18 protein-coding genes are annotated in these 14,152 nt (G+C 69.9%); 9 read left to right on the forward strand and 9 right to left on the reverse strand.

What is annotated here, in order from left to right; all coding sequences use genetic code 11:
- Window positions 1–2: 2 nt before the first annotated feature.
- Window positions 3–842 carry an aldo/keto reductase gene (locus ACS5Q7_RS18540; RefSeq protein WP_478340736.1) on the reverse strand — a complete coding sequence of 280 codons (840 nt, stop codon included), beginning with the start codon at window positions 840–842 and terminating at the stop codon, window positions 3–5.
- Window positions 843–1,007: 165 nt separating this feature from the next.
- Here ACS5Q7_RS18540 and ACS5Q7_RS18545 point away from each other — a divergent pair, with 165 nt between their 5' ends.
- Window positions 1,008–2,087 (forward strand): adenylate/guanylate cyclase domain-containing protein, encoded by a 1,080-nt coding sequence (locus ACS5Q7_RS18545; RefSeq protein WP_478340737.1) that lies wholly within the window; start codon window positions 1,008–1,010, stop codon window positions 2,085–2,087.
- A gap of 14 nt (window positions 2,088–2,101) precedes the next feature.
- On the opposite strand, the gene ACS5Q7_RS18550 is transcribed toward ACS5Q7_RS18545, so the two are convergent.
- From ACS5Q7_RS18550 to ACS5Q7_RS18580, 7 genes are all read right to left on the reverse strand, one after another.
- Window positions 2,102–2,350, reverse strand: coding sequence for a BrnA antitoxin family protein (locus tag ACS5Q7_RS18550; RefSeq protein ID WP_478340738.1), 249 nt, complete (start codon window positions 2,348–2,350; stop codon window positions 2,102–2,104).
- A gap of 8 nt (window positions 2,351–2,358) precedes the next feature.
- Window positions 2,359–2,685 carry a hypothetical protein gene (locus ACS5Q7_RS18555; protein WP_478340739.1) on the reverse strand — a complete coding sequence of 109 codons (327 nt, stop codon included), beginning with the start codon at window positions 2,683–2,685 and terminating at the stop codon, window positions 2,359–2,361.
- A gap of 210 nt (window positions 2,686–2,895) precedes the next feature.
- Entirely contained in the window at window positions 2,896–3,888 is a 993-nt protein-coding gene (tolA, locus tag ACS5Q7_RS18560) for a cell envelope integrity protein TolA (protein WP_478340740.1), read from the reverse strand.
- Window positions 3,889–3,892: 4 nt separating this feature from the next.
- Window positions 3,893–4,369, reverse strand: coding sequence for an ExbD/TolR family protein (locus ACS5Q7_RS18565; RefSeq protein WP_478340741.1), 477 nt, complete (start codon window positions 4,367–4,369; stop codon window positions 3,893–3,895).
- Window positions 4,370–4,412: 43 nt separating this feature from the next.
- Window positions 4,413–5,102 carry a MotA/TolQ/ExbB proton channel family protein gene (locus ACS5Q7_RS18570; protein ID WP_478340742.1) on the reverse strand — a complete coding sequence of 230 codons (690 nt, stop codon included), beginning with the start codon at window positions 5,100–5,102 and terminating at the stop codon, window positions 4,413–4,415.
- A gap of 126 nt (window positions 5,103–5,228) precedes the next feature.
- The gene (locus ACS5Q7_RS18575) at window positions 5,229–5,603 is read right to left on the reverse strand and encodes a Tat pathway signal protein (RefSeq protein WP_478340833.1); all 375 of its coding nucleotides are present in this window, start codon (window positions 5,601–5,603) and stop codon (window positions 5,229–5,231) included.
- 113 nt (window positions 5,604–5,716) lie between these two features.
- Entirely contained in the window at window positions 5,717–6,169 is a 453-nt protein-coding gene (locus ACS5Q7_RS18580) for a hypothetical protein (RefSeq protein WP_478340743.1), read from the reverse strand.
- Between the two features lie 420 nt (window positions 6,170–6,589).
- Between ACS5Q7_RS18580 and ACS5Q7_RS18585 the strand changes: the two genes are divergently transcribed.
- Both ACS5Q7_RS18585 and ACS5Q7_RS18590 read left to right on the forward strand, forming a co-directional pair.
- Entirely contained in the window at window positions 6,590–7,018 is a 429-nt protein-coding gene (locus tag ACS5Q7_RS18585) for an Hsp20 family protein (RefSeq protein ID WP_478340744.1), read from the forward strand.
- A gap of 110 nt (window positions 7,019–7,128) precedes the next feature.
- Window positions 7,129–7,413 (forward strand): BQ00720 family protein, encoded by a 285-nt coding sequence (locus ACS5Q7_RS18590; RefSeq protein WP_478340745.1) that lies wholly within the window; start codon window positions 7,129–7,131, stop codon window positions 7,411–7,413.
- A gap of 2 nt (window positions 7,414–7,415) precedes the next feature.
- On the opposite strand, the gene ACS5Q7_RS18595 is transcribed toward ACS5Q7_RS18590, so the two are convergent.
- Window positions 7,416–8,180, reverse strand: coding sequence for an alpha/beta fold hydrolase (locus tag ACS5Q7_RS18595; protein WP_478340746.1), 765 nt, complete (start codon window positions 8,178–8,180; stop codon window positions 7,416–7,418).
- A gap of 167 nt (window positions 8,181–8,347) precedes the next feature.
- Between ACS5Q7_RS18595 and ACS5Q7_RS18600 the strand changes: the two genes are divergently transcribed.
- The 6 genes from ACS5Q7_RS18600 (at window position 8,348) to ACS5Q7_RS18625 (ending at window position 14,094) form a co-directional block, all read left to right on the forward strand.
- Window positions 8,348–9,571, forward strand: a complete 1,224-nt coding sequence (locus ACS5Q7_RS18600) for a glycosyltransferase family 4 protein (RefSeq protein WP_478340747.1) — start codon at window positions 8,348–8,350, stop codon at window positions 9,569–9,571.
- 251 nt (window positions 9,572–9,822) lie between these two features.
- On the forward strand, window positions 9,823–10,344 hold the full coding sequence (infC, locus tag ACS5Q7_RS18605) for a translation initiation factor IF-3 (protein ID WP_243951815.1): 522 nt from the start codon (window positions 9,823–9,825) through the stop codon (window positions 10,342–10,344).
- A 50-nt stretch (window positions 10,345–10,394) separates the two neighbouring features.
- Window positions 10,395–11,174 carry a HesA/MoeB/ThiF family protein gene (locus ACS5Q7_RS18610; RefSeq protein WP_478340748.1) on the forward strand — a complete coding sequence of 260 codons (780 nt, stop codon included), beginning with the start codon at window positions 10,395–10,397 and terminating at the stop codon, window positions 11,172–11,174.
- Between the two features lie 252 nt (window positions 11,175–11,426).
- The gene (locus ACS5Q7_RS18615; RefSeq protein ID WP_478340749.1) at window positions 11,427–11,699 is read left to right on the forward strand and encodes a hypothetical protein; all 273 of its coding nucleotides are present in this window, start codon (window positions 11,427–11,429) and stop codon (window positions 11,697–11,699) included.
- Between the two features lie 24 nt (window positions 11,700–11,723).
- Complete coding sequence (locus ACS5Q7_RS18620; RefSeq protein ID WP_478340750.1) at window positions 11,724–12,431, forward strand: COG3904 family protein; 708 nt, start codon at window positions 11,724–11,726, stop codon at window positions 12,429–12,431.
- A 175-nt stretch (window positions 12,432–12,606) separates the two neighbouring features.
- Window positions 12,607–14,094, forward strand: coding sequence for an HWE histidine kinase domain-containing protein (locus tag ACS5Q7_RS18625; protein ID WP_478340751.1), 1,488 nt, complete (start codon window positions 12,607–12,609; stop codon window positions 14,092–14,094).
- The last annotated feature ends 58 nt before the right edge of the window (window positions 14,095–14,152 follow it).

Raw genomic sequence — 14,152 nt, forward strand, 5'->3', positions numbered from 1 at the left:
CGCTACAGCATCGGCAGGATGCGCGGGCGCGGCCCGCGCGGGAAATGGCTCTCGATCAGGGCGATCTCGGCCGCGTTGAGACGGATCTCGGCCGCCGCCGCGTTCTCCACCGCGCGCTCGGCCCGTATCGTCTTCGGGATGGTGAAGACGTTCGGCAGGCGCAGCAGGAAGGCGAGCACGATCGCATAGGGCGACGTGCCGTGCGCCTCGGCGATGCCCTGGAGGACACGCCCGCCGGGGCTCGCCGGCTCCGGGAAATCTCCGCTGCCGAAGGGCGAATAGCCCACCAGCGCCACCCCATGCGCCGTGCACCAGGGCAGCACCGCATGCTCGATCGCGCGCTCGGTCGGGCAATAATAGACCTGGTTGCAGGCGATGCGGTCCGGCCCCGCGATGGCGAGCAGGCGTTCGAGGTCGTCGACATCGAAATTGCTCACGCCCCAGGACAGGATCTTGCCGTCCCGGCGCAGATCCTCGAACCCCGCCACCGTCTCCGCGAGGGGGTGGCTGCCCGGCCAGTGAAGCAGGTAGCATTCGAGCCGGTCGGTGCGCAGGCGGCGCAGGGAGGCCTCGCAGGCCCGCACCACGCCGCGCCGCGTGGCGTTGCTCGGCACCACCTTGGAGACGAGGAAAATCTCCTCCCGGCAATCGGCAATGGCCTCGCCGACGAGGGTTTCCGCCTCTCCGTACATCTCGGCGGTGTCGATATGGGTCATGCCGGCATCGATCCCGGCCCGCAGAGCGCGAACGGCCTCGGCCCGCTCGCCGCTGTCGATCCGCCACGTGCCCTGGCCGATGACCGGCACCGCCACGCGCGCCGCCCCGAAGCCCCTCGCGTGCATACCGCCGCCTCCCCGGTCCTACCGCTCAGCTGGCGGCTCGCCGTACGCCTTACTCGCGCCATCATGGCCGGGTGAGCAAGACCCCGACGCCACGCGCGTTCGTAGACTTTAGGCTAGGCTCGTGCCCGTGTCCCCTGCGCTCGACGCGAATCGCGAGGTGCGTTGATGCTGCCGCCTCATCGCCTGTTCTGGGTGCTCATCGTGCTTGCGGCCGGCGCGGCCGGGCTGCTCTACAATTTCATCTTCGCGGCGGGGGCCTCGCCGCTCGCCGGCCTCACCTACGGCCTGTGCATGGGCGTGGCCGTGCTCGCCTTCGACCGGGGGCTGATCCTCGCCGGGTTGCAGGCCAAGATCCGCCGCTGGCCCGCCTGGGCCTACGTTCCGGCCGCCGAGGCGGCCTACGTGCTGATGATCGCGGCCGGCTGCGCCCTCGGCGGCGCGGTCGTGTGGGCGCTGGGCCTCACGGAGGACAACCTCTCCACGGCGACACGGCTGACGCCGCGCGTGCTGGCCTATTCGCTCGGCGTCTCGGCGTTGCTGGTCTTCGTGATCCGCATGCGCGACCTGATCGGCGGCGAGGTGTTCGTGAACTTCATGATCGGCCGATACCACCGGCCGGTGGAGGAAGAACGTATCTTCCTGTTCCTCGACGTGGTCGGCTCCACCGCCTTCGCCGAGGCCCATGGCGACCTGCGGGCGCAGGAATATCTCGGCGCCGTCTTCGCCGCGCTGGCCGAGCCGGTGCGGCGCCACAGCGGCTCCGTGGACGATTACATCGGCGACCTCGCCATGATCACGTGGCCGATGGACCGTGGCTTGGCGGATGCCAAATGCGTCGCCTGCCTCTTCGCCGTGCTCGACCGGATCGAGGCCGATGCCGAGGCGTGGATGGCCCGGTTCGGCACGGTGCCGCGCCTCCGCGCCGCGCTGCATGGCGGTTCGGTGGTGACGGCGGAAGTCGGGGTCGACCGGCACAAGATCGCGTATTTCGGCGATGCCGTGAACGTCACCTCGCGCATCGAGGCGCTCTGCCGTCCGCTCGGGGTCGGTATCCTGATCTCACAGGATCTGCTGGATCGCCTCGGGCACCTGCCGGCCGGGATCCGGGCCCGCTCGCTCGGCTCGCACGCCCTGCGGGGTCGCGGCGCGACGTTGGCGGTCGCGACCCTCGAACGGGGGATCGTGGTGGGAGAGCCGGCGAACGCCCCGTCACCGGCGGGCCTGCGGGTGGCGGGGGCGCGGTAGGCGCCGCCTCGCCCTCAGCCCTGGCGCGCGACGAGGTCCTTGAGGGCCGCGTTGATGCGGTCCTGCCAGCCGGGGCCGTCCTTCTGGAAATGCGCCAGCACGGCGCTGTCGAGGCGCAGGGTCACACTCTCGCGCACGCCCGGCGCCGCAGCGGGAGCCGCCACGGGCGCGGGCGCAACCGGCTTGGTGGTCGCCTTGCGGAACGCCGCCTCGGCGTTCGCGCGGGCATCCGTGGGACGGCGGCGGTCGCGGGTGTCCACCATGGCGGGGCTCAATCCTTCTTGGCGGTCTTGCGCGCGGCCGACTTGCGGGCGCGATCCTTGGCCGCCTTGGCCTCGTCGGCCTCCTGCTTGGCGGTGGCGGCAGCCTGGGCGTCGGACGCCTCCTTGGCGAGACGCAGGGAGCGCAGGCGCTTCGTGCGCTCGTCCACAGCGACCTGGGCGGCCAGATGCTCGGCCATCGCTTGGGCGCCCTCGCGCGCCATGCGTTCGGCCCGCTCGGCCCGCTCCGCCTTGTTCTCGGCCTTCAGACGAGCTTCGGTCTCCGCGGCGCGGACCTCTTCCGCCTCGTCGAGGTCGGTTTCGATGTCGTCGCTCATTGTTTCCCTTTCGTCCCGCGCCGGCGCTGCCGGCCGCATCGGCGAAGACGCGGAGGTCGGGGCGGGTCCGGCCGGTTCGAGGAGGGCAGAGGAAGGGCCGGATGTCCCGGCCGGATCGAACCGCCGGGTGGCGGCCCGTTCAAGCCAGAATGTTAAGGCCTTTAGCATGCCGGAACCGGGTCTGGCGAATCCGCCAGCCCCGAAGACTGCTCAACGCACCCGGTAATTCAGCGGGATCGTCACGGATAGGCTCGGCTGCGTGACGCCGGCCGGCGCCGCCGGGAGCCCGCCGCGCACCGCGGCGAGGGCCGCGCTGTCGATCTGCCCGACCCCGCTCGACCGGGCGAGGCCAGCGCCGGTGACGGAGCCCGAGCGCATCACCGTGAAGCGGACCACGGCCGTTCCGCCCGACGTTCCGACGGCGGCGCCGGGATTCATGCGACCATGGATCGCGGCGCTGATGGCGCCCGTCCACTGCCGGAGCGCGCTGGGATCGCTGCCCGCCGCCGCCCGGCCCGCCTCGTTCTGCCGCGATGCCGAGGCGGAGGCGCGCTCCGCGCCCTGGCGAGCCTTCACTTCCCGCGCCTTGGCCTCGCGGGCGGCCTTCAGCTTCGCTTCCTTGGCCTCGCGGATCTCTTCCAGGCGCTCCTGGCGTTCCTCCTCCTTGCGCTTCTCCTCGCGGATCTTGCGCAGGCGGGCCTCCTTCTCGGCCTTCAACTTGGCGAGGTCGACCTTCGGCTTCTCGGGCTCGACGGGCTTCTCCTCGACCGGCTTGGCGACCTGCTCCGGCGGGGCGGCCAGGGGCTCGGCCTGCTCGGCGGTCGAGGTGACGACCTGATCCTGCGGCTGGACCGGCGCGACCTCCGTCGCGGCGACGGGAGGCGCCTCCTCGGGGGCGATCTCGGTCATCTCCGGGGGCGGGGGAGGCTGCGTCGCCTCCTCGACCGGCTGTTCGACCGGCTTGGCTTCGGGCGGCGTTTCCTGGACGGCCTGCTGCTCGGCGGGGGCCTGGGTCGGCGCCTCGGTCATCAACGGAGCGAGGTCGACCGTGACCTGCTGCTCGCCGGGGGGCGCCGGGGGCGTCAGCCGCAAGAACATCACCGCCACCAGGGCGAGGGCGTGCAGCCCCAGGGCCACGAGGAAGGCCGCGACGAGCCCGGACGGGCGGCGCGGGGGCAGATACGTCGAGGTCAGCGCGGTCATCGGCTCAGCGAGCGGCGGGGGCGGATGCGGGCGCGGCGGGGGCGGCGCCCGGCGACTGGGCGATGAGCGAGACCTTGGAGAATCCCGCCTGCCCAACGAGGCCCATCACTTCCATGACCTTGCCGTAGGGCACGTCGCGGTCGCCGCGGACCAGCATCACCTGGTCCTTGTTGTCGGCGGCCATCTCGCGCAGGCGCGGCACGATGCTCTCCATCGTGAAGACCTCCTTCGCGATGGACGGGTTGCCGTCCTTGTCGACGGTGATCTCCAGCGGCTTCTTCGCCTGCGCCACCTTCGACGCCGTGGTCTTGGGCAGTTGCACCGGCACGCCGGTCGTCATCAGCGGTGCCGCGACCATGAAGATGATCAGCAGCACCAGCATCACGTCGACCATCGGCGTGACGTTGATGTCCGCCATCGGCGCCTCGTCGAGGCCGTCCTCGTCCGCGCCGTCGCTCGCCCGGCTCGTCACCATCGCCATGGGATTCTCTCCTTCGCTCCCGTCCTGCGTCGCACGGCCCAGCCTATTCGGCGGCGGCGCGGTGCTGGCCCGCCCGGTCACGGGCGAGGCGGTTGCCGAGGATCGAGATGCTGGAGCCGAAGGCGCTCTGGATTCCGCCCACGTCGGCGGTGAGCTTATTGTAGGCCATCACCGCCGGGATCGCGACGACGAGGCCGATGGCGGTGGCGAACAACGCCTCCGCGATGCCCGGGGCCACGACGGCCAGCGACGTGTCCTGGCTGCGGGCGATGGACGAGAACGAGTTCATGATGCCCCAGACGGTGCCGAACAGGCCCACGAACGGCGCCGTCGACCCGGAGGTCGCCAGAAGCGACAGGCCGGTGCGCAGGCGCTTCATCTCGATGCCCAGCGCCCCGCGCATCGCTCGCTCTATGCGCTCGCGGCGCTCGGCGCGGGTCTCGCTCGCGTCCTGATCGCGCCATGCCTCGATGGCCGCGTTGGCGACATTGCCGGCGATGCCCTTCAGGCCGCTATCGAGGCTGCCGCCGGCGCGAACCGTGGCCTCGAACGCCTTCACCTGGCGCCGCGCCGCCGCCAGCCGCACGATCTTCTCGAACACCACCGTCCAGCAGGCGATGGAGGCGATGACCAGCAGGATCATCACGCCCTTCACGATCGGGTCGGCCTGAAGGAACAGGCCGAGGAACGAGAAATCGTGGGCGTCGATCGGGGCGGCCTGGGTCGGATCCATGTCGGGTTCCTCAAACGTCTGTGGTTCGGGGCGGCGCAGCGGCCCGCGATGCGCGCACCGTCAAAGCCGGTGGCGCCCGGGCGGATACCGCCCGAGCGCGCCTGTCGTCGTGCCGGTCCGGCCGCGTCAGCGGTCGAACGAGATTCCCGCCTTGCTCTCGACTTCCGTGCGCTCGAGGCAGCCCTCGCGCGCGCCCTCGCCACCGTCGCAGGCAAGCACGTCGTTCAGCAGGATTCGCCCGACCTTCGCGCAGGCGATGCCGGGGAAATCGAAGATCTTGACCGTCGTCTTATGCGAAGCGATCGGGCCGAGTTCCACGGCCACGCGCTTCTGGGCGACGCCTTCCGTATCGAAGGCGAAGAGATCGACCTTGAAGGTCTTGAGGGCGCTGCCCTTGCTGTTGTCGACCACCATGGTGATCCGGCACGCATCGCCGGCCGTTTCGGTCTTGTTCAATTGAAGCTTGACCGGCGCGGGCTTCTCGCCCGCCTCCTGGGCCATCGCGGGCACCGCGAGGGCGGCAGCGAGGAGGCCGGAGGCCAGCACCAAACGGGCGTGGCCGTTAAAGAAAGTCCGGTCAGGCAAGGTCGTCCCTTTCGTCATGTCCGGCCGCCTCAATGGAGGATCTTCGGCCGGGTGCAAGTCGGCGGCGCGAGCCGTATCGCCGCCGCATCGATGGTGCCGGCGGCGGCGCGGACGGCGGCGGTGAGCCGCGGCGCCTCGCGCCCGGCAAGGGCGGCGGCTTCCTGCGCCACTTCGTCCCACGCCCCCCGGCGGCCCCGGCCGATCAGCGCGACGAGGGCGCATTCGTGGCCGGTGAGGCGGCAGCAGCTCGCCGGCATGAAGGACCAATCGCCGTCGCGCTCCACCCGCAGCGCGCGCACGATTCCGACCATGCCGGCGACGAAGCGCCCGCCCTCGTGGGAGCCGAGCAATTCCTCGGCGCCGTTGAACGCGGCGTCCCAGCAAGCGATGTCGCCCGTCATGTAGCCGGCCGCCACGAAACGGGCGACGGACAGGGCCAGGATCTCGGCCTCATCGCGGCAAGCTTCGGCCACGCGCCGCATCGGTTTGCCGGCAGGCGGGATCGACGAAGGCAATCGAACCTCCTGGAAAGAAGCGGCCGAAACGGCCTCGCGTTGCGGAAGCGAGGTATCGGGAACAGCACCCGGCATCAAGAGCCGGAGCAAAAATCAGAGCGGTTCCAAACTGTTAGCGGGAAAATCTGGCAATCCGGGTCCGCCGCCCGCGAATTTCTGAACGGCGCCCGGCCTTTGCGTCCGATTTCTACGCCGAACCCTTCGCGCCATTCGAAGCCGCCGCGCTCCCTTGATGCTCCGGAACCCCTCGGCCATATCTCGCCTGTCCCGGCGGATCCGCCGGGCGGAGTGCTGCCATGCGCGGGCTCCGTGGCGCCGAGGCGCTCATCGGCCTGTCGGCAGGGCGCCCGCAGGTCTGAGGCTTCGCACTGAGGGAACAGTCCCGCGATGACCCGACCGTCGCCCTTCGGGCACCCTTTCCTGCTCGGCTTCGATGAGATCGAACAGGCCCTCGACCGGGTGTCGAAGGCCGCCAACGACGGCTACCCGCCCTACAACATCGAACGCCTCCCCCGCACCGAGCAGGAGCCCGAGCGCCTGCGCATCACCCTGGCGGTCGCCGGCTTCGTCCGCGACCAGCTCGACGTGATGCTGGAGGAGAGCCAGCTCATCGTGCGCGGCCGGCAGGTGGACGATCGGGAGCGGCATTTTCTGCATCGCGGCATCGCCGCCCGCCAGTTCCAGCGCGTCTTTCTCCTCGCCGACGGCATGGAGGTGATGGGCGCCGACCTCTCGAACGGGCTGCTCTCGATCGATCTGGTGCGGCCGGAGCCGGAGCGGGTCGTGCGGCGGATCGACATCCTCGCGCGGGACTAGGTTCGCGCGGCGAGAGATTGATCAGCCGGGACACGATCCCCACATCGGGATTGTACCCCCGGTCGCCTTCTGGGGCCGGGACCGACGCTCTGCCTCGAAGGAGGGCCTCCATGTCCGAACTGAACGCAGCACCCTTGACCGACGCCGATCTCGATCCTTCGGCCTTCCAGCCGGCCGACCTCGCCGTGCTCGGCGAAGGGCACATCGCCTATGTGCGCCCGATCCGGTCCGAGGAGGTGCGCCGCCTCTTCCCGCAGGCGCCGGCCCTGACCCCCGGGCTCGACCTGTTCGCCCTGCTCTCCGCGAGCGGCGCGCCGATCATGCTCGCCGACTCGCGTGACGCGGTGCTGGCCAACGCCCTGGCGCAGGATCTGCACCCGGTCAGCCTGCACTAGGCTCAGGCGATCCCGGCCACCGCCGACACCAGCCGCGCGATATCCTGCGGCCGGGACAGGCGGTGGTCGCCATCGGCGATCAGCGTCAGCACCGTATCTTCCGCCGGCAGGCGTTCCAGCAGGCGGAAAGCGTGGGACGCGGGCACGTCCGGGTCGCGTCCTCCCTGGAGGATGTGAACCGGGCAGCCGGGCTCCACCGGGCCGTTCAGCATGAGGTTGGTCCGCCCGTCCTCGATCAGCGCCATGGTGAAGACGGTCGGGCGCGGATCGTACTCGCTCGGCACGCCGATCCGGCCCTTCGTCCGCATCGCTTGCTTTTGCGCATCGTCGAGGCTCGCCCAGATCAGCTCCTCGGTGAAGTCGAGGGCCGGGGCGATGAGCACGAGGCCGGACATCCGCTTGCCCTGCCGGGCACGCTCCCTCGCGACGAGGCAGGCGACCCACCCGCCCATGGACGATCCCACGAGAATGGGCGCGTCAGCGGCATGGGCCGCGATCACCGCCTGCGCATCGGCGACCCACGACGACATCACGTAATCCTCGAACGTGCCGCCCGAGATACCGTGCCCGGCATAGTCGAAGCGCACGAAGCGCCGTCCGGCTCGTTCGGCCCAGGCATCAAGGGCGCTCGCCTTGGTCGCGCTCATGTCCGAGCGGAAGCCTCCGAGCCAGACGACCGGCGGGCCGGCGCCGTCGCGGACCCTGACGGCGATGTCCCGCGCCGGCCCGTAGCCTTCGACCGTCATCGTGGATGTGGATTCTGCCATTCCGCGATCTCTCCTCGAATTCATTAGAAATGAACGGCGTCGCTTCAGAGACCGTTTACCGGACCGTAAAGCGCGACCGCCATGCTGCATCGATGGGGACAGGTCTTTACGTGGATACGTGGCAACGAACAGCCGGCTTCGGGCGGCTTCTCACGGGAGGGCCTGTGATGGTCGAGGAGGCGAGGGCGGTCCCGAGCTTTCCTGCGGCCGAAGGGCGCCTCGCCGGGGCGACCGTCCTGCAGATCATTCCCGAGCTCGATGCGGGCGGCGCCGAGCGCACCACGGTCGACGTCGCCGCAGCCCTCGCGGCGGCGGGCGGGCGGGCGCTGGTGGCGACGGAGGGGGGTCGCCTCGTCGGTGAGTTGCAGGCCAAGGGCGGCCATTGGCTGCGTTTCCCGGCCGCCACCAAGAACCCCCTCAAGATGGCCCTCAACACGATGAAGCTCGCCGCCCTGTGCAAGCGCGAGGGCGTCCATCTCATCCATGCCCGCTCCCGCGCCCCGGCCTGGGTGGCGCTCGGCGCGGCGCGGCGCCTCGGCCTGCCCTTCGTGACCACCTATCACGGCAGCTACTCGGGCCGGACCGGGGTGAAGGTGCTCTACAATTCCGTGATGGCGCGAGGCGACGTGGTGATCGCCAATTCGCGCTACACGGCGGGCCTCATCGAGCAATGGCATCCCACCGAGGCGGGCAACCGCCTGCGGGTGATCTATCGCGGCACCGATCTCGGCGCCTTCAACCCGCATTCCGTGGGGCCGGGCCGCGTGGAAGCCCTTCGGCGGGCCTGGGGCGTCGAGCCGCATCACCGCGTCGTGCTGCTGGCCGCGCGGCTCACGGCCTGGAAGGGCCACCGCTGCCTGATCGAGGCCGCCGCGCTCATGCGGCAGCAGGGCGTCCCCGATCTCGCCATCGTTCTGGCCGGCGATCCGCAGGGCCGCACGAGCTACGAGCGCGAGATCGACGCCCTGGTCGCGGCGCGTGGTCTCGACGGCATCGTCCGCCGGGTCGGCCATTGCACCGACATGCCGGCGGCCTTTCGCGCCGCGTCGGTGGTGGCGGTGCCCTCCATCGAACCGGAAGCCTTCGGCCGCTCGGCGGTTGAGGCGCAGGCCCTCGGCACCCCCGTCGTCGTGTCGGATCTCGGGGCGGTGCCGGAAACGGTCCTCGCCCCGCCGGACGTCGCCGCCGGCCAGCGCACCGGCTGGCGGGTGCCGGCCGGCGATTCGGCCGCCCTCGCCGCCGCCCTCACGGAAGCGTTATCCCTCGGTGCGAGCGCCCGCGATGCCCTCGCCCGCCGCTGCCGTGCGCATGTCGAGGCAAATTTCTCGCTGGAGCGGATGGTCGGCGATACGCTCGCGGTCTACGCGGAACTGCTTGGCCGCACCGGCTGAACCGGCCTTGCGACTCGGTGCTCGGCCGCACACATCAGCTGAAAGGCCGGAACCGTTCGGCGTTTGGCGCACTGGACCGGTGAGCCTATTCGTCACGCAACCCCGTTGACACGTGGCGCGCTTGCGTCAAGGTGTCGACTCCGGGAAAGACCGGAACGGCTGGCGGTCAGGGGATCTCGGGAGGGATCCGGCTTGGCCGCCGTTTGTCGTTGAAGCAGGAGACCACAGCCATTCGTAGACCGATGAGAGCCATGCCGGCCCCGCAGAAGGATGGGCCGCGCGCCAACCGCGACATTCGCGGGGTGCGAGACGTGCAGTTGATCGACGATACCGGGCAAAACCGTGGCGTCGTGCCCTTCTTCGATGCGCTGGCGCTCGCGGAAGAGGCGGGCCTCGATCTGGTGGAGATCGCGCCGAACTCCGTCCCCCCGGTCTGCAAGCTGCTCGATTACGGGCGCTTCCGCTTCAATGAGCAGAAGAAGCAGAACGAGGCGCGCAAGCGCCAGAAGACGGTCGAGGTGAAGGAGATCAAGCTCCGCCCCGGCATCGACAAGCACGACTACGACACCAAGATGAAGTCGGTGCAGCGCTTCTTCGAGGAGGGCGACAAGGTCAAGGTGACCCTGCGCTTCCGCGGTCGCGAGATGGCGCACCAGGACCTCGGCTTGAAGCTGCTCGAGCGTGTGAAGAGCGAGACGGCGGAGATCGCCAAGGTGGAGAGCGAGCCGATGCTCGAAGGCCGCCAGATGATCATGATCCTCGCGCCGCGCTGATCCCGACATCGACGCGCCGTCCACGGGCGGCGCGCTAACATTTCGAGCCCATGGCTTTCGACAGCGACGAGATCGAACGGTACGCGCGCCATCTCGTCCTCGCCGAAGTCGGCGGGCCGGGCCAGGCGAAGCTGAAGGCCGCACGGGTTCTCGTGGTCGGGGCCGGGGGCCTTGGCGCGCCCCTCATCCAGTATCTGGCAGCGGCGGGCATCGGCACGATCGGCATCGCCGACGACGACACCGTCTCGCTGTCGAACCTGCAGCGGCAGGTGATCCACGGCACGCCTGATCTCGGCCGCCCGAAGATCGAGAGCGCGGAGGATGCCGTCCGCCGCCTGAATCCGCATGTCGCCGTCGAGGGCCACGCGCTCCGGCTGGACGCCGCGAACGCCGCCGACCTAATTGCCCGCTACGATGTCGTGGCGGACGGGTCGGACAATTTCGCCACACGCTACTGCGTCTCGGACGCCTGCTTCCACGCCCGCCGCCCCCTGGTGACGGCGGCGCTCGGCCGGTTCGACGGCACGCTCACCACCATCCGCGCTCATGAAAACGGGTCCGACGGGCGGCCGAACCCGACCTATCGCTGCCTGTTCCCGAGCCCCCCGCCGCCCGGCACCGTGCCGCCCTGCGCCGAGGCCGGAGTCCTCGGGGCGCTCGCCGGCGTGATGGGCTCGCTGATGGCGATGGAGGTCATCCGCGCGGTGGCCGATTTCGGCGAGCCGCTGGTCGGGCGCCTCCTCATGGTCGATGCCCGCTCCATGCGGTTCGAGACGCTCCACTACGGCTGGGACCCAGACAATCCCCTCAGCGGCAGCGCGCGCGGCTGAACGCAGCCGGCTCGAGACTTCTGCTCCGTTTCGCGCATCCCGCGAACGAACTTCGCCCCATCGCGCCCTGCCTTTGGCAGCACATTCTAGCCGGCCGCTTCTATAGTCTTGGGGTCAGACAAACCCCGATACCGAAGGAGCGGACGATGACCGGCATTGTAATGACGATGGCCAAGACCTCATGTTGTCGCTGCTCGCATTCGCAAGAGGAGAGCCGCTTTTCGAGACAGCATCGACACGAGGCAGAGCACCATGCAGCCCCATGATTTCGCCCATCACACGGTCAATCCCGCCAGTGTGCGGCTCGACCCCGCCGCGCTTCTGAGCGACTCCGTCCGCACCCATCCGCGCTACGAACGCGCCGCGCTGGCCAGCGCCTTCGAAGACGGGCTGATGCCCGACGAGGTGATGCAGATTCTCGCCGGCCGCCGTGTCGCCGAGGCGTTCCCGGTGCGCTGGGGCGAGAGCCCCGAGGCCTATGCCTCCCGCGCCGTCTCGGAAATGTTCGTCTCCTACCTTCAGTAGGCCCGCTGAGGGATCCCCATCGCCATGACCTCACTCAGTTCCGGCCGGCTCCGCCCGGCATGGGCGGCGGCGCTCGCCCTCGCGCTGGCGCTCGTCGTCCCGCATCACATCGACGGGCGGGGTGTCGGTGCGCAGCCGGCCATGCCGGATGAGAGCGACAGTCCGGCCCGCCTCGACCTCGCCTCGGGCGACCGGGACTTGCGCCTCACGGGTGATTTCACCGAGGGCCTAGCCGAACGCGTCGCCACCCTGCTGGCAGCCCATCCCCAGGTGGAGCGGCTGACGCTCGACAGCGACGGCGGCCTCGTGGAGGAAGCGGTCGCCGTCGGGCGGCTCGTGAAGTCGCGGCATCTCGCGACTTACGTCCCGGATGCCTGCGCCTCGGCCTGCACCCTGGTGTTCCTTCAGGGGCGTGAGCGCATCCTCGGCCCGGAGGGGCGACTCGGCTTCCACGCGCCCTACGAGGTGGGGGACGATGGCGTCGAGCGCGCCGTCGACCCCGCACCGGAGCGGGAGGCCTATCGCGCGGCGGGATTGCCGGACGCCTTCGTGGCCGAGGTGATGCGCGTCGCGCCGGACGATCTTTGGATCCCGGAGCAGAGACAATTGCGCGCAGCCGGCATCGTGACGGGCATCGAAGCACGCGAGCCGGCACGTGTCGTCGCCTCGATATCTCAATATTCCCGCGGGACAACCTCTGCGGACAAGTCCAATTTCAGCCAAATCAAGTAGTTATAATCTTGCCGCAGGAGTAGCCTCGTCCGGGATCGACTGCTGTTTAGCCGCCGCGAGCACCGCGATTCACCCCCGAGACGGTTGCCCAAAGCCCTCCCGATCCGCGATAAGGCCGCGTTGAACCGGCGGCACGAAGGGCGCGTCGGACGGTCGCGTGAAGGGCGGCGGAGTCTTGACCGATCACCACGATGAAAGCCGCATCGAAGCGGAGATCCATCGCATCGATGCGAGTTCCGACCCGTTCGTATCGGCCGTCCGCGCGACGCGGATGCCGATGGTGATCACCGACCCGCATCGGCCCGACAACCCGATCGTCTTCGTCAACGCCGCCTTCTCCAGGCTCACCGGCTACAGCCGGGAGGAGATCGTCGGCCGCAACTGCCGGTTCCTCCAGGGTCCTGAGACGGACCGGGCCGACGTCGCCAGGATCCGGGCGGCGATCGAGCAGCGGGTGCCGATCGAGATCGACCTCCTGAACCACAAGAAGGGCGGCGAGGTCTTCTGGAACCGCCTGCTCATCTCGCCGGTCTTCGGCCGGACTGGCGAGCTCACCTATTTTTTCGCCTCGCAGTTCGACGTGACGCTGGAGCGCGACACGCTCGCGCGCATCCAGCGCGACCGCGATGCCCTCGAACGGGAGGTGGCGCATCGCACCAGCGACCTCAAGCGGAGCGAGGAGCGCCTGCGCTTCATCCTGAAGGCGGGCCGCCTCGGCTCCTGGACCCTCGACCTCGCCGATATGAGCCTGCTGGCCTCGGACGGGTGCAAGGAGAATTTCGGCCGCCCGCTCGAAGACCCCTTCACCTACGAGCAATTGCTCGAAGCCATCCTGCCTGAGGATCTGCCGCGGATGCAGGCGGCGGTCCGCGCCTGCATCGAGACAGGCGCCGATTACGACATCGAGTATCGGGTACGATGGCCACGGGGTGACGTGCGCTGGCTCCAGATTCGCGGACAGACCTTCTACTCCCGCGACGGCAGGCCCCTGACCATGGCGGGCGTCAGCATCGATGTGACCGAACGCAAGCGCACCGAGGAGCATCGCGCGCTGCTGGCCGACGAGTTGAACCACCGCGTGAAGAACTCGATGGCGACGATGCAGTCGATCGCCCACCAGACCCTTCGCAACGCGGCCTCGCTGGAGGATGCGCACCGGACCCTGGACGCCCGCTTGCATTCGCTGTCCCTCGCCCACGACGTGCTCACCCGCGTCAGCTGGGTCGGGGCGCCCCTCGCCGATGTGGTCGAGGCCGCGTTGCAAGCGTTCCGCGGCGGGGCGGAGAAGCGATTCCACATCGAGGGACCGGAGGTGTGGCTCACCCCGCGCCTGACGCTCGCCCTCTCCATGGCGCTGCACGAACTCGCCACCAACGCGGTGAAGTACGGCGCGCTCTCCACCGACCGGGGCCGTGTGACGCTGAGCTGGGAGGTCGAGGGCGACAGGCCCGCGCAGCTCAGCCTGCGCTGGGAAGAGTCCGGCGGGCCGGAGGTCGTGGCGCCCACGCGCAAGGGCTTCGGCTTGCGTCTGGTCGAGCGCGCTCTGGCCGCCGAGGTCGGCGGCGCAACCGCGATCAACTATGCGCGGAGCGGTGTGGTCTTCACGCTCGAAGCCCCGCTGGCGGAACGGATCCCCCCGGTCTCCAATCCGCGCCCCGCCTAACGGGCGGGACGGCGCGGATGGCGGCCCTACATTCCGGCCGGACTTCGGCGGGGCGGGG

It is taken from the genome of Methylobacterium sp. Gmos3 (assembly GCF_056430985.1).

Bases quoted from the DNA above. Each gene is read 5' to 3' on its own strand.
- ACS5Q7_RS18540 (WP_478340736.1), bottom strand. From the start codon at position 842: ATGCACGCGAGGGGCTTCGGGGCGGCGCGCGTGGCGGTGCCGGTCATC.
- ACS5Q7_RS18545 (WP_478340737.1), top strand. From the start codon at position 1,008: ATGCTGCCGCCTCATCGCCTGTTCTGGGTGCTCATCGTGCTTGCGGCC.
- ACS5Q7_RS18550 (WP_478340738.1), bottom strand. From the start codon at position 2,350: ATGGTGGACACCCGCGACCGCCGCCGTCCCACGGATGCCCGCGCGAAC.
- ACS5Q7_RS18555 (WP_478340739.1), bottom strand. From the start codon at position 2,685: ATGAGCGACGACATCGAAACCGACCTCGACGAGGCGGAAGAGGTCCGC.
- tolA (WP_478340740.1), bottom strand. From the start codon at position 3,888: ATGACCGCGCTGACCTCGACGTATCTGCCCCCGCGCCGCCCGTCCGGG.
- ACS5Q7_RS18565 (WP_478340741.1), bottom strand. From the start codon at position 4,369: ATGGCGATGGTGACGAGCCGGGCGAGCGACGGCGCGGACGAGGACGGC.
- ACS5Q7_RS18570 (WP_478340742.1), bottom strand. From the start codon at position 5,102: ATGGATCCGACCCAGGCCGCCCCGATCGACGCCCACGATTTCTCGTTC.
- ACS5Q7_RS18575 (WP_478340833.1), bottom strand. From the start codon at position 5,603: ATGGCCCAGGAGGCGGGCGAGAAGCCCGCGCCGGTCAAGCTTCAATTG.
- ACS5Q7_RS18580 (WP_478340743.1), bottom strand. From the start codon at position 6,169: ATGCGGCGCGTGGCCGAAGCTTGCCGCGATGAGGCCGAGATCCTGGCC.
- ACS5Q7_RS18585 (WP_478340744.1), top strand. From the start codon at position 6,590: ATGACCCGACCGTCGCCCTTCGGGCACCCTTTCCTGCTCGGCTTCGAT.
- ACS5Q7_RS18590 (WP_478340745.1), top strand. From the start codon at position 7,129: ATGTCCGAACTGAACGCAGCACCCTTGACCGACGCCGATCTCGATCCT.
- ACS5Q7_RS18595 (WP_478340746.1), bottom strand. From the start codon at position 8,180: ATGGCAGAATCCACATCCACGATGACGGTCGAAGGCTACGGGCCGGCG.
- ACS5Q7_RS18600 (WP_478340747.1), top strand. From the start codon at position 8,348: ATGGTCGAGGAGGCGAGGGCGGTCCCGAGCTTTCCTGCGGCCGAAGGG.
- infC (WP_243951815.1), top strand. From the start codon at position 9,823: ATGCCGGCCCCGCAGAAGGATGGGCCGCGCGCCAACCGCGACATTCGC.
- ACS5Q7_RS18610 (WP_478340748.1), top strand. From the start codon at position 10,395: ATGGCTTTCGACAGCGACGAGATCGAACGGTACGCGCGCCATCTCGTC.
- ACS5Q7_RS18615 (WP_478340749.1), top strand. From the start codon at position 11,427: ATGCAGCCCCATGATTTCGCCCATCACACGGTCAATCCCGCCAGTGTG.
- ACS5Q7_RS18620 (WP_478340750.1), top strand. From the start codon at position 11,724: ATGACCTCACTCAGTTCCGGCCGGCTCCGCCCGGCATGGGCGGCGGCG.